The sequence below is a fragment of the Pantoea sp. NPDC088449 genome, assembly GCF_044753225.1.
Taxonomy (GTDB): domain Bacteria; phylum Pseudomonadota; class Gammaproteobacteria; order Enterobacterales; family Enterobacteriaceae; genus Pantoea; species Pantoea floridensis.
The window spans coordinates 1,283,415-1,296,360 of record NZ_JBIVMT010000001.1 but is presented as its reverse complement, the minus strand read 5'-3'; the positions used below and the strand labels follow the sequence as shown (position 1 = coordinate 1,296,360).

At 53.4% G+C, this 12,946-nt stretch carries 12 protein-coding genes; 7 read left to right on the top strand and 5 right to left on the bottom strand.

The window, feature by feature from the left end:
* The first annotated feature begins 13 nt into the window (after positions 1 to 13).
* The 4 genes from ACIP6T_RS06140 (at position 14) to yciH (ending at position 2,728) form a co-directional block, all read left to right on the top strand.
* A complete protein-coding gene (locus ACIP6T_RS06140; RefSeq protein ID WP_097097214.1) occupies positions 14 to 319 on the top strand; it encodes a LapA family protein in 306 nt (101 codons plus the stop codon).
* A gap of 6 nt (positions 320 to 325) precedes the next feature.
* Positions 326 to 1,495 (top strand): lipopolysaccharide assembly protein LapB, encoded by a 1,170-nt coding sequence (gene lapB / locus ACIP6T_RS06135; protein WP_097097215.1) that lies wholly within the window; start codon positions 326 to 328, stop codon positions 1,493 to 1,495.
* A 202-nt stretch (positions 1,496 to 1,697) separates the two neighbouring features.
* Complete coding sequence (gene pyrF / locus ACIP6T_RS06130; RefSeq protein ID WP_400455969.1) at positions 1,698 to 2,405, top strand: orotidine-5'-phosphate decarboxylase; 708 nt, start codon at positions 1,698 to 1,700, stop codon at positions 2,403 to 2,405.
* Positions 2,405 to 2,728 carry a stress response translation initiation inhibitor YciH gene (yciH, locus tag ACIP6T_RS06125; protein WP_097097217.1) on the top strand — a complete coding sequence of 108 codons (324 nt, stop codon included), beginning with the start codon at positions 2,405 to 2,407 and terminating at the stop codon, positions 2,726 to 2,728. The genes pyrF and yciH overlap by 1 nt, the downstream gene beginning before the upstream one ends.
* A 73-nt stretch (positions 2,729 to 2,801) precedes the next feature.
* Here the strand turns inward: yciH and osmB are convergent, their stop codons facing one another.
* A complete protein-coding gene (gene osmB / locus ACIP6T_RS06120) occupies positions 2,802 to 3,020 on the bottom strand; it encodes an osmotically-inducible lipoprotein OsmB (RefSeq protein ID WP_097097218.1) in 219 nt (72 codons plus the stop codon).
* A 338-nt stretch (positions 3,021 to 3,358) separates the two neighbouring features.
* Here osmB and araD point away from each other — a divergent pair, with 338 nt between their 5' ends.
* The 3 genes from araD (at position 3,359) to ACIP6T_RS06105 (ending at position 6,284) form a co-directional block, all read left to right on the top strand.
* Positions 3,359 to 4,057 carry an L-ribulose-5-phosphate 4-epimerase gene (gene araD, locus ACIP6T_RS06115; protein WP_400455966.1) on the top strand — a complete coding sequence of 233 codons (699 nt, stop codon included), beginning with the start codon at positions 3,359 to 3,361 and terminating at the stop codon, positions 4,055 to 4,057.
* Between the two features lie 231 nt (positions 4,058 to 4,288).
* Complete coding sequence (gene kdgT / locus ACIP6T_RS06110) at positions 4,289 to 5,272, top strand: 2-keto-3-deoxygluconate transporter (protein ID WP_097097220.1); 984 nt, start codon at positions 4,289 to 4,291, stop codon at positions 5,270 to 5,272.
* 145 nt (positions 5,273 to 5,417) lie between these two features.
* Entirely contained in the window at positions 5,418 to 6,284 is an 867-nt protein-coding gene (locus ACIP6T_RS06105) for a crotonase/enoyl-CoA hydratase family protein (RefSeq protein ID WP_097097221.1), read from the top strand.
* Positions 6,285 to 6,299: 15 nt separating this feature from the next.
* On the opposite strand, the gene pdeR is transcribed toward ACIP6T_RS06105, so the two are convergent.
* From pdeR to ACIP6T_RS06085, 4 genes are all read right to left on the bottom strand, one after another.
* Complete coding sequence (gene pdeR / locus ACIP6T_RS06100; RefSeq protein WP_097097222.1) at positions 6,300 to 8,285, bottom strand: cyclic di-GMP phosphodiesterase; 1,986 nt, start codon at positions 8,283 to 8,285, stop codon at positions 6,300 to 6,302.
* Positions 8,286 to 8,440: 155 nt separating this feature from the next.
* Complete coding sequence (locus tag ACIP6T_RS06095) at positions 8,441 to 8,737, bottom strand: YbdD/YjiX family protein (RefSeq protein WP_400455964.1); 297 nt, start codon at positions 8,735 to 8,737, stop codon at positions 8,441 to 8,443.
* The gene (locus tag ACIP6T_RS06090; protein ID WP_097097224.1) at positions 8,730 to 10,796 is read right to left on the bottom strand and encodes a carbon starvation CstA family protein; all 2,067 of its coding nucleotides are present in this window, start codon (positions 10,794 to 10,796) and stop codon (positions 8,730 to 8,732) included. The genes ACIP6T_RS06095 and ACIP6T_RS06090 overlap by 8 nt, the downstream gene beginning before the upstream one ends.
* A gap of 184 nt (positions 10,797 to 10,980) precedes the next feature.
* Positions 10,981 to 12,915: an exoribonuclease II gene (locus ACIP6T_RS06085; protein WP_400455962.1), complete on the bottom strand. Its 1,935-nt coding sequence runs from the start codon at positions 12,913 to 12,915 to the stop codon at positions 10,981 to 10,983.
* Positions 12,916 to 12,946 lie beyond the last annotated feature (31 nt).

Below are 12,946 nucleotides of genomic sequence, written 5' to 3'. Positions count from 1 at the left end.
GACAGGATGCATTGTGAAATATTTGCTAATTTTTCTCGTGGTTTTGGTCATTTTTATTATCTCCGTTACGCTCGGAGCGCATAACGACCAGGTCATCACTTTTAATTATCTGCTTGCGCAGGGCGAATTTCGTATTTCTACTTTACTCGCCAGTCTATTTGGCGCCGGGTTCCTGCTTGGCTGGGCGATTTGTGGTCTGTTCTGGCTACGCATACGCGTATCACTGGCCAACGCGCAGCGAAAACTAAAGCGTATTCAGGCGCAAAATGAGCAAGCTACTGCTGTGACAACGTCACCTACTGTTAGCCGTCGGGATTAATTTTCGATGCTTGAACTGCTGTTTTTGCTTCTTCCTGTTGCGGCGGCGTATGGCTGGTATATGGGCCGCCGCAGTGCGCATCAGGATAAGCAACAAGAAGCGAATCGCCTGTCACGTGAATATGTGGCGGGGGTTAACTTCTTACTCTCCAATCAACAGGACAAAGCGGTTGATCTCTTTCTCGATATGTTGAAAGAGGACAGCGGCACAGTTGAGGCGCATTTGACGCTGGGCAATCTGTTCCGTTCGCGAGGCGAAGTTGATCGCGCTATTCGTATTCACCAGGCATTGATGGAAAGCGCTTCGCTCAGCTACGAACAGCGTTTGCTGGCGATCCAGCAACTTGGACGTGATTATATGGCAGCGGGGCTTTACGACCGCGCCGAAGACATGTTTGGTCAGCTGGTGGAAGAAACGGATTTTCGCATTGGTGCGCTCCAGCAACTGTTACTGATTCATCAGGCGACCAGCGACTGGCAAAAGGCCATCGAAGTGGCCGAAAAACTGGTTAAACTCGGTAAAGACAAACAAAAAGGTGAAATCGCCCATTTCTATTGCGAGCTGGCATTACAGGCGCTAAGCAGTGATGACCTTGATCGTGCAATGACGCTATTGAAAAAGGGTGAATCAGCCGATCATCAGAGTGCGCGTGTTTCGATCATGATGGGCCGTATTCTGATGGAGCAGGGCGAGTACGCCAAAGCTGCCAGCCGATTGCAGCGCGTGCTGGAGCAGGATAAAGAACTGGTAAGCGAAACCTTGCCTATGCTGGAAACCTGCTATCAGCGACTGAATCAAGCCGAAAACTGGGCCCAATTTTTACAACGCTGCGTTGATGAGAACACGGGCGCAGCGGCAGAACTCTATCTCTCCGACATCCTTGAGCAGCAGCAAGGCCCAGAAGCCGCGCAGTTATACATCAATCGTCAGCTGCAGCGGCATCCGACAATGCGCGTATTCCATCGCCTGATGGATTTCCACTTACATGAAGCTGAAGATGGACGCGCGAAAGAGAGTTTGATGGTCCTGCGTGACATGGTAGGTGAACAGATCCGCACCAAACCGCGCTATCGCTGCCAAAAGTGTGGATTTACGGCGCATGCACTGTACTGGCATTGTCCATCCTGTCGTGCGTGGTCTTCCGTTAAACCCATTCGTGGACTCGACGGCCAATAGTGGCCGTGATGTTCTTTTTATAGCGCGATATAGTTACAACATACAGTAGGGTTTACGCTTTTGCGACTCCTCAACATTGTGCATAGGCTCGTCAGTCAGGTTCGTTAGATGCGGTAGCGTGATTGTGGTCACCGTTCTGCGCAGGTAGAATGCTTGCCGTTTGTCCATCGCGCCTGCGGGTGCCTGTCACTGAGGAAACGTTATGCCTGTAACCACTTCACCCATTCTGGTGGCTCTCGACTATCATGATCTCAACAGCGCGCTGCAGTTTGTTGACCGCATTGATCCAAGCCAGTGTCGGCTGAAAGTGGGCAAAGAGATGTTCACGTTATTTGGTCCAGCACTGGTGAAGCTGCTGCAGGAGCGCGGTTTTGAAGTGTTCCTCGACCTCAAGTTTCACGATATCCCAAACACGACGGCACATGCTGTGGCAGCCGCTGCCGATTTAGGCGTGTGGATGGTAAATGTTCATGCAAGCGGTGGCGCGCGCATGATGAATGCGGCGCGTGAAGCGTTAGTACCCTTTGGGAAAGATGCACCATTGCTGATTGCTGTCACCGTGTTAACCAGCATGGATGAGAGCGATTTGAAAGGTCTGGGTATTACACTTTCCCCGGCTGAGCAGGCAGAACGCCTGGCGCATTTAACCCATGATTGCGGTCTGCACGGCGTGGTTTGCTCTGCACAAGAAGCCGCGCACTTTAAGCAGGTAATTGGCAAGGAATTTGCGCTGGTAACGCCTGGCATTCGGCCCGCAGGCAGTGATGCAGGCGATCAGCGACGCATCATGACGCCGCAGCAGGCTAAACTGGCGGGTGTGGATTATATGGTTATTGGTCGTCCGATTACCCAATCCGCCGATCCGGCAGCAACCCTGCAGCAAATCCTGCATAGCTTACAGGAGGCATAATGGCTCAGGACAATCGACTGGTATATTCGACGGATAGCGGTCGCATTACGCACGAAGAAGAGAAAGCGCCGCGACCAAAAGGCGATGGCATTGTACGTATTCAGCGTCAGACTAGCGGTCGCAAAGGAAAGGGCGTTTGCCTGATCAGCGGTATCGATCTTGATGATGCAGCACTTGAAAAGCTCGCCGCTGAATTGAAGAAAAAATGTGGTTGTGGTGGTGCGGTAAAAGAGGGCGTGATCGAAATCCAGGGCGACAAGCGCGATGTGATTAAGACGCTGCTGGAAGCCAAAGGTATGAAAGTAAAACTCGCCGGCGGTTGAAACAGTTCGGGCCACGTTATCGGTGGCCCGTTGATCGGTAGATGCGCTGCGTAGCCTGCGTATTATTGTTTTATTACTTACTCACCTGATGGCCGATGATACCGCCGACGGCCGCGCCGCCAATAGTACCGAGCCCGCTACCGTTGGTTAGCACGGAACCACCAATGGCACCCGCACCCGCACCAATTGCGGTATTGCGATCGCGTTTCGACCAGTTGGAGCAACCGCTCAAGGCAACAACTAAAGTGGTAGCCAGTAAGGCTGCGGTTAAACGTTTCATTGTTGTAGTCATTCACTTCTCCTTGATTGTTAACACAGAGGTAACACTGTAAGTATAGATGTTGTCCTCCAAAATTCTCCTTCGTCACATCCTATGCCGTCGATAATCACCGTAAAATGCGTTGCCCTATTCATCCTGCAACAGCATTCAAACTGGGAGAGATCAGGTCCGCATCAATGCTTAGATAAGTCTAAACTTTGCGCATTGTTTCCGAAGATAGAAAAGTCTTAATTTACACCGCATTTTTGGTGCCTCAGCCACTTTTCGCTGCTTTTATAGCGATTCCTTCCATAACGGTTTCCTGGCCTGCTCCTCACAATTGAGGTATCACAGTTCTCAGGAGAAAAATCATGCTGGAAGCGTTAAAGCAGCAGGTACTGGAAGCGAATCTCGATTTACCACGCTATAACCTGGTGACCTTTACCTGGGGCAATGTCAGTGCCGTGGATCGCGAACGCGGTCTACTTGTGATCAAGCCTTCTGGCGTGAAATACGAGGATATGCGGCGCGACGATATGGTGGTGGTGGAATTAGCCAGCGGCAATATTATAGAAGGCAAAATGCGCCCGTCATCTGACACGGCGACGCATCGCGCACTCTATCTGGCGTGGCCGGACGTTGGCGGTATTGTTCACACGCACTCGCGCCACGCGACTATCTGGGCTCAGGCTGGACGTGAGATCATTGCATTGGGTACCACGCATGCGGATGATTTCTACGGCACTATCCCTTGCACGCGTCAGATGAAGCGTGAAGAAATAGAGCGAGATTATGAGTGGAATACCGGGCAGGTGATCATTGAAACCTTCGCACAACGAGGGATTCATCCCAATGCCGTTCCGGCTGCGTTGGTCAATTCACACGGTCCTTTTGCCTGGGGTAAAGATGCGCACGCTGCGGTGCATAACGCCGTGGTGTTGGAGGAAGTTGCCTATATGGCGTTGCACACTGCCAGGCTTCAAGCTGAGTTAACGCCCATTTCTCAAACATTGCTCGATCTACACTACCTGCGCAAACATGGTCAAAACGCATGGTATGGACAGAATTAGGGGTATGCAAAATGAGACAGGCGCCTGAGGGCGCCTTTCTTTTTCCCGCCATTTCAACTGGTATGGCGATACGCATCATAAATACAAAATGATCAATCAATAAAAATAAAACACTGTTTCATAAATAAAGGTGCGATCACTTTTTTCCTTGTCACCCGCCGTTATCTTGCTCCCCATGCCTTCCGGCAATTGAAACGCACCTCCCTTTGGCTCAGTTAAGGTGACAGACCTATGCATATTAAACGGGCAATTGATAAAATTCCTGGCGGTATGATGTTGATTCCGCTGTTTTTAGGCGCGCTATGCCATACTTTTTCCCCCGGCGCGGGTAAATATTTCGGTTCTTTTACTAATGGCTTAATGAGCGGTACGGTACCGATCCTGGCGGTGTGGTTCTTCTGCATGGGGGCGTCAATCAAACTGAGCGCCACCGGCACGGTGTTGCGCAAATCCGGTACGCTAGTCCTCACTAAGATTGCCGTCGCCTGGGTTGTCGCGGCGATTGCCTCACGGGTGATGCCGGAAAATGGTATTGAAGTGGGGATGTTTGCCGGTCTTTCTACGCTAGCCCTGGTAGCCGCCATGGATATGACCAACGGCGGCTTATATGCCTCAATCATGCAGCAATATGGATCGAAAGAGGAGGCGGGAGCCTTTGTGTTGATGTCGCTGGAATCGGGACCGCTGATGACCATGGTGATCCTCGGTACCGCAGGCATCGCTTCATTTGAACCCCACGTTTTTGTTGGCGCAGTACTGCCGTTTATTGTCGGATTTGCGCTTGGCAATCTCGATCCGGAACTGCGCGATTTCTTTGGTAAAGCGGTTCACACCTTGATTCCCTTCTTCGCTTTCGCGCTGGGTAATACCATCGATTTGGCGGTGATTGCTCAAACGGGGATGTTGGGCATTTTGCTGGGTGTTGCGGTCATCATTATTACCGGCATTCCTCTGATTATTGCCGACCGCTTCATAGGTGGCGGCGACGGCACGGCGGGAATCGCGGCTTCCAGCACTGCCGGAGCCGCGGTCGCCACGCCGGTCCTGATTGCAGAAATGCTGCCGCAGTTTAAACCGGTTGCTCCTGCTGCCACGGCATTAGTCGCCACGTCGGTGATAGTGACGTCTGTAATCGTGCCTATCATCACCGCTGTGTATTCAAGACGCGTTAAGCGTTCTCATGTTGCCGTAGGGCAACGCGCTGCCATCAAGTAAGCCCGCTAATGCTTCCCCGGCCGATGGTCGGGGATATCTCTGGATTTTGCTTTATAAATCAATCTCTCATTTGGTCTGGCCTCACTCTGGATTACGCTGATGTGGCGTTTAACGCACCACATAAACATAAACAGAGGATGAGACAATGACAGTAATTAACCAACCCACATGCAGACTGTTCACCGAAGTTGGACAAACCACACAGCTCGCGGCCTACTATGAAGAGGGCCGCCACACCATGTGGATGATGCTGCGTGCGCAACCACGCCCGAGTTTTAACCACGAATTAATCGAGGAGATCATGAACCTGAGCTATTCCGCCCAGCGTTCCGGTCTGCCAATTGATTTTTGGGTCACGGGTTCGTTAGTACCGCAGATGTTTAACGCCGGCGGCGATCTGCGTTTCTTCGTAGAGTGCATTCGCAATAATCGTCGTGAAGCGCTGCGCGCTTATGCACGTGCCTGTGTCGACTGCATCCATTCCGCAGCGCGGGGGTTTGATACCGGAGCGGTGACCCTGGCAATGATTGAAGGCAGTGCGCTCGGTGGCGGTTTTGAAGCGGCGCTGGCACACCACTTCATTCTGGCGCAGAACAGTGCGCGCATGGGGTTCCCCGAGATCGCCTTCAACCTGTTCCCCGGCATGGGCGGTTACTCCCTGGTGGCGCGTCGGTCTGGCATGAAGCTGGCCGAAGAGCTGATTATGGAAGGGGAGTCACACAGCGCGGAGTGGTATGAGACGCGTGGCCTGGTCGATAAAGTGTTCCAGCCGGGCGATGGTTATCGCACTACGCGGACCTTTATCGACACGCTTCGTCCAAAGTTGAATGGCGTACGTGCCATGCTCAAAGCACGTCAACGTGTGCTGCAGCTGTCACGGGCAGAACTGATGGATATAACGGAGGATTGGGTAGATTATGCCTTCACGCTGGAACCGAAAGACATTGCCTATATGGAACGTCTGGTACAACTGCAGAACCGGCATAGCGCTTCCATGCGCAAAGCCGGTTAATCTCGCTAACCGGCATTAGACGCGGGCAGGATGCTTAGCCAGCCAATGCCCGAGCTCTTCTGCGGGCATTGGTTTTGCATAATAATAACCTTGCCGCCCATCGACACCGTTGGCCATCACAAACTTCTCTTCAGCTTCGGTTTCAATGCCCTCAGCAATCACCTGCAGCTTAAGGGCTTTAGCAACGGCAACAATCGCACGGACCAGCGATTGTGCAACAGGTTGCATATTGATATTACGCACAAAACTCTGATCCAGCTTAATGGCATCAATAGGGATACGCGCCAGCTGGGAAAGAGAAGAGTAGCCGGTACCAAAATCGTCAAGATGAATCTCTGCGCCAAGTTCCTGAAACTGCTTCATCAACATCAGGGCGCCCGCTTCATTCTCAATTAAACAGCTTTCCGTCAGTTCGATATCAATAGGACAATCCGTCAGGCCCGCTTCACTTAAGGCATGTTTTAGATCGGTATAAACACTTTGATCGATCAGCTGCTTAGCTGAAACATTCACGGCGACACGCAGGTAGATGCCTTCACTACGCCACTTAATGATTTGCTGCAGGACATTGAGCATGACCCAGCGACCCAGCGGCACAATCAATCCTGACTCCTCCGCATAGGAAATGAAGTCGCCCGGCGGCACCAAACCGCGCTCGGGAGAATTCCAGCGTACCAGCGCCTCTGCACTAACCACGTCGCCTTTAGCATTGAGTTTCGGTTGGTAATGCACCACCAGATGATCCAGCTCCAGCGCTTTACGCAGGTTGGTATCCAGCCAAAGATACTCGAACACGCGCTGGTTCATCTCATTGGCAAACACGCAGAATTTACCGCGACCATTCTCTTTCGCGTGGTACATCGCCGTGTCGGCGTTACGAATCAGGCTTTCGCGGTCTTCGCCATGCAGCGGGGCGAGGGCGATGCCAATCGAGCAGCCGCTATAGACCTCAATCAGGCCAATGCGGAACGGTTGGCGCAGGCGCTCAAGAATGCGCGACGCCATCGCTTCTAGCGCGGCCTGGCTAGTGTGTTCCGCCAGCACCACGAATTCATCGCCACCAAGACGCGCCAGGGTTTGATCTTTACCCAGACAGCTGAGGATGGCTAACGATACCGCCTGCAGCAGCTGGTCGCCGAACATGTGGCCATAGGCGTCGTTAACCTTCTTAAAATTATCTAAATCAAGATAAACCACGCCGGTTTGACTGCCCTTTGCCAGCTCCAGTGCCAGGCTGATCTGCTGATGGATGGCGTTGCGATTAGGTAATCCGGTCACCGTATCGGTATTGGCCAGAACACGCAGCCGTTCCTGCGCTCGACGCTCTTCTGTGATGTCGGTTCCAGAACAGATGAGGAAAATTTCATTTTTCCCGCTACCGCTGTGTACGAACTTATTACGAAACAGAAACAGTCGCTGACCTTTGCGGGTTTTAATCCAGCGCTCAACTTCATATGAACTGCCTTCACGGAAGAAGCCGGTGATGTTGCGCCGTGATGCCTGGGCTTCCTGTTTAGTCATAAACAGCTGAAACACGTTGCGGCCAATCACTTCCTGCTCTTTCAGCCCGGTATACTCTTCGCTCAAGCGGTTAAATCGTTGAATATTACCGCGTTGATCGAGGATCACAATCACCGAGTTTGCTTCAGAAACCACCTGCTCGGCAAAAGATAAGCCCAGCGTCAAATCTCGCGCGACGGCGGAGGTATCGCCCCAAGCTGAGGAGGTTCCTGCCCAGGTTGATTGGTTAACTTTACGGCCGACGAAATGCATCGGCACCGGCTCGCCGTGCAGCGACAGCGTAAGGTTGATACTGGAGGTAATGACCGTCATCGCGCGAAGTAAACTGGCCTGCGCGGGGGTAAGCGGAACCGCCATATTGGTGTTAGCGTTCTCATCTTCGGCAAAATGCAAAGCATCACTATCTGAAGTTAAACGCCAATGAGGGCTGGTGGTGCCAAACAAGGTATATAGCAACGTTTGCCCTTGTTCATCGGTCATGGAAACTTCCTCCGGGGGAATGCTCAGCGGGCGGTATCTCATTATTTTAGCAACAGTATTCAACCTCCTGCGTCAGCACAAGGTGCAAAGTAAATATATTTTTGTTTTTACTAAAGAATGGCACGAAAAAGCCCCGATAAACGGGGCTGAAGTCTTTAGCAAGGGCACTTACCCAGCTTGCCTGGCTGGCTGGGAAAGCGCGCATCGAGGCAGTGACGGTGAAAAGCGCGCTCATCCATTGGAGCGAGCGTTGGATGATGTTCGCGCATATGCTTCAGATAAGTTTCATAGTCATGAACGCCGACCATTAAACGAAAACTTTGCTGCAAACCCCGCCAGAGTCGCTGCCAGCGCGTAAGATTTTGCCCACCCGCTGCAGGTGTGATTGGTAAGCAGTGCTGAATTTGCCACGCACCGGTGGGCTTTCTCCACTGAAAAATGGACTCAGACATTTCGCACCTCTTTGCGCAGGGAGATTTCGGATTCATGGGTAGTCGGCACTGTGCTGTTGAGTGCGCGACGGATCACGAAGAAGGCTGCCACTAGCATGGTGACCGCCACCAGCATGAAGAAGGCGCACAGGGCCGCGTTAATTTGATTGCTAAACACGATGGTTTGCATATCAGCAACGGTCTTGGCCGGAGCGATAACGATGCCGTCATCGATACCTTTGCTGAATTTGTTCGCCTGCGCGAGGAAACCAATGGAGGGCTTCTCGTGGAAGATCTTCTGCCATCCGGCCGTCATTGAGGTGATGAACAGCCAGGCGGTAGGTAAAATAGTGACCCACGCGTAGCGCTGCTTCTTCATCTTGAACAAGACAACGGTGCCGAGAATCAGCGCCATCGACGCCAGCATCTGGTTACCGATGCCAAACAGTGGCCACAGCGTGTTAATCCCGCCAAGTGGATCGACCACGCCCTGATAAACGAAGAAGCCCCATCCTGCTACCGCCACGGTGGTGCCGGCCATATTACCCAGCCATGAACGGTTATTGGCCATCGACGGTACCACGGTGCCCACCAGGTCCTGCACCATAAAGCGACAGGCGCGGGTACCGGCATCAACCGCAGTAAGAATAAACAGTGCCTCAAAGAGAATCGCGAAGTGATACCAGAACGCCATCATGGCCCGGCTGTTAAACACCTCGGTAATAATATGCGCCATACCTACGGCAAAGGTCGGCGCACCACCGGCACGTGACAGAATCGTGCTTTCGCCGACGTCGCGGGCAATGCCGCTCAACATTTCCGGCGTCACGACAAAGCCCCAGCCGTTGATGGCCTGCGAGGCACTTTCCACCGTAGTACCAATCAGTGCGGCGGGTGAGTTCATGGCAAAGTAAACGCCCGGGTCGAGCACCGAAGCGCAAATCAGCGCCATAATCGCCACGAACGATTCCATCAACATCGCGCCATAGCCGATAAAGCGAATATGACTTTCGCGCTCCACCAGCTTCGGTGTGGTTCCGCTCGAGACCAATGCGTGGAAGCCGGAAATCGCACCACAGGCAATAGTAATAAACAGGAACGGGAACAGCGCGCCGGAGAATACCGGGCCGCTGCCATCGATAAATTTGGTGACGGCGGGCATCTTCATTTCCGGCATAGCAAACAGAATGCCAATCGCCAGACCAATGATGACGCCGATTTTAAGGAAAGTTGAGAGATAATCGCGTGGTGCCAGCAGCAGCCACACCGGCAGCGAAGAGGCAATAAAACCGTAGATCACCAGCACCCACGTCAACTCAGTGCCTTTGAGCGTAAAGAGCGGCCCCCAATAAGGGTCAGCTGCCACGTTGCCGCCGTAGATGATCGCCGCCATCATCAGTACGAAGCCAATAATCGACACCTCGGCAATTTTTCCCGGCCGCAGGAAGCGCATATACACGCCCATAAACAGCGCAATCGGAATGGTGGCTGCGATGGTAAACAAGCCCCACGGGCTGTTTGCTAACGCTTTTACCACCACCAGCGCCAGCGCTGAGAGGATAATAATCATCACGCCCAACGCACCGAGCATGGTAACCACGCCCGCGAACGAACCGAGCTCCTGACGCGCCATCTCACCGAGCGAACGGCCATCACGACGCGTAGAGATGAACAGAATCAGAAAGTCCTGCACCGCACCGGCAAACATCACGCCAACCAGAATCCAGATGGTGCCGGGCAGAAAACCCATTTGCGCCGCGAGAATTGGGCCAACCAGCGGACCTGCACCAGCAATCGCCGCAAAGTGGTGGCCGAACAGCACCCATTTATTAGTGGGGACGTAATCGAGGCCGTCACTTAAGCGTTCCGCGGGTGTGCGACGACGATCGTCCAGTTCAAAGATGCGTTTAGAGATAAACAGGCTGTAAAAGCGGTAGGCAATGCTGTAGCAGGCGACCGAGGCAATCACTAGCCAGACGGCGTTGACGTGTTCGCCGCGACTGAGCGCCAGCATGGCAAATGCGCCTGCGCCAATTAACGCCACCACTAACCAGATGACTCCGGTTTTGACGTTGTTCATGAGTTAACTCCTTGTAGAGACCGGGAAAAGAGGCGATCGAATACAACAAGTTAAAAGTAATGTAATGAATTGTTAACGACAGGGGTTAGCAGCAGAAGTGTGAAGCGGAATGCAAATTTAACCTTTGCGAAGGTGATTGCAATGAAATGCGGGATAACGGCTGTTATCCCGCGAGTTTTCATGCTCAAGCGGCTGGACGGGCAACCACGCTGCGGGTTTCCATGCGCACTTCCGCAATGGTCACATCAATGATGTCGGTGACGCGGTAAGCGACTTCACCTTTAATCTGCACGGTGCCGCTCTCCTGAGAGCACACCAGCTCATCACGCACCGCGTGGATGAACGGAGCAGGAATAAAGGCGACCGCGCCATTTTCCTGCAGGCGGACGCGCATACCGCCACGTGACACGTCGATGATCTCGGCGCTGAACTTGCGATCGGTACCAGCAAACGGTGCCAGGAAGCGCGCATAGAGCCATTCACCGACATCGCGTTCAGCCATACGGTTCAGGCGACGACGCTCGCTCATGATCGTCGTCAGCTCGTCCTGCGGACGGGCAATGCTGTCACCGCGCACAATCGCTTTCAGCAAACGATGGTTTATCATGTCGCCAAACTTACGAATCGGCGACGTCCAGGTGGCGTAGGCTTCAAGACCGAGACCAAAGTGCGGGCCTGGCTCGGTGCTGACTTCCGCAAAAGACTGGAAGCGACGGATGCGGCTGTCGAGATACTGCGTAGGCTGCGCATCAAGTTCACGACGTAGCTGGCGGAAGCCTTCCAGCGTGGTAATCGCCTGTGGATCAACGGTAATACCATGGCCTGCCAGCACGCCTGCGGCCTGCTCTGCATTGGCGAGGTCGAAACCGGTATGCAGGTTGTAGATACCAAAGCCCAGCTTCTCCTGCAGCACTTTTGCGGCACAGACGTTAGCGAGGATCATGGATTCTTCAACGATGCGGTTAGCGATGCGACGCGGCTCGGAAATGATATCCAACACTTCGCCTTTCTCGCCCAACACAAAGCGGTAGTCCGGACGATCTTTGAACACCAGCGCATGGGTTTGACGCCACTCGCTGCGCGCCAGGCACAGCTGATGCAGCAGGCGAATTTGCTGAGCAATCGCCTCGCTTTCGGGCTGCCAGCTGCCGCTGTTTTCCAGCCAATCGGAGACGTTGTCATAAACCAGTTTGGCTTTGGACTCGATCCACGCGGCAAAGAAGTGCACATCGTCAGCCAGGCTGCCATCTTTCAACACGGTTACGCGGCACGCCAGCGCCGGGCGACGTTCGTTCGGACGCAGTGAACACACGTTGTCAGACAACTCGCGCGGTAACATCGGAATGTTGAAGCCCGGCAGATAGTTGGTAAAGGCGCGTTTAGCGGCCAGCTTATCCAGCTCGCTGCCTTCCGCGACATAAGCGGTAGGGTCGGCGATAGCGATAGTCAGTGACAGATTGCCGTCGGCATTCTCTTCCACATACAGCGCATCATCCATATCCTGGGTGCTGGCGCTGTCGATGGTGACAAAATGCAACGCGGTTAAATCTTCACGCTGGAGATTTTCGTCGAGCATCTCACCAAAGCCGACGTCAGGCGCCTGGCGTTCGAGGTTATGACGTGACAGCGTGACCCACCACGGCGCGAGATGATCGTCCGCCGTGACAATGAATTCGGTCAGTTCAGCATAGAAGCCACGGTCGCCTTTCAGCGGGTGACGGCGCATTTCCGCTACTGCCCAATCCCCGTTCTGGAAGTCGTGGCTCACGCTACGCTCGGCGCGACACGGAATCGCGTCTTTCAGCAGCGGATGGTCCGGCACAATCGACAGGCGATCGTCCTTCCTTTGTACGCGGCCGACAAAGCGGGTCAGGAACGGCTCAACCAGGGTTTCCGGCTCGGCACTCTCGCGGTCTTTATCGGTGTGGATCACGGCCTGAATGCGGTCGCCGTGCATCACTTTCTTCATCTGCGGTGGCGGAATGAAGTAGCTTTTTTGAGCATCAACTTCAAGGAAGCCAAAGCCTTTTTCCGTACCTTTAACAACACCTTCAACACGCGGAGTCTGCGCATGAAGCTTCTCTTTAAGCTGCGCGAGCAGCGGATTATCCTGGAACATAATTTATATAGTTTCGTGGCCTAAGAGCGGC

Coding starts and splice junctions, on each gene's coding strand:
- yciH (WP_097097217.1), top strand. CDS start 2,405: ATGGCTCAGGACAATCGACTGGTATATTCGACGGATAGCGGTCGCATT.
- pyrF (WP_400455969.1), top strand. CDS start 1,698: ATGCCTGTAACCACTTCACCCATTCTGGTGGCTCTCGACTATCATGAT.
- araD (WP_400455966.1), top strand. CDS start 3,359: ATGCTGGAAGCGTTAAAGCAGCAGGTACTGGAAGCGAATCTCGATTTA.
- pdeR (WP_097097222.1), bottom strand. CDS start 8,285: ATGACCGATGAACAAGGGCAAACGTTGCTATATACCTTGTTTGGCACC.
- osmB (WP_097097218.1), bottom strand. CDS start 3,020: ATGACTACAACAATGAAACGTTTAACCGCAGCCTTACTGGCTACCACT.
- lapB (WP_097097215.1), top strand. CDS start 326: ATGCTTGAACTGCTGTTTTTGCTTCTTCCTGTTGCGGCGGCGTATGGC.
- kdgT (WP_097097220.1), top strand. CDS start 4,289: ATGCATATTAAACGGGCAATTGATAAAATTCCTGGCGGTATGATGTTG.
- ACIP6T_RS06095 (WP_400455964.1), bottom strand. CDS start 8,737: ATGTCTGAGTCCATTTTTCAGTGGAGAAAGCCCACCGGTGCGTGGCAA.
- ACIP6T_RS06105 (WP_097097221.1), top strand. CDS start 5,418: ATGACAGTAATTAACCAACCCACATGCAGACTGTTCACCGAAGTTGGA.
- ACIP6T_RS06090 (WP_097097224.1), bottom strand. CDS start 10,796: ATGAACAACGTCAAAACCGGAGTCATCTGGTTAGTGGTGGCGTTAATT.
- ACIP6T_RS06085 (WP_400455962.1), bottom strand. CDS start 12,915: ATGTTCCAGGATAATCCGCTGCTCGCGCAGCTTAAAGAGAAGCTTCAT.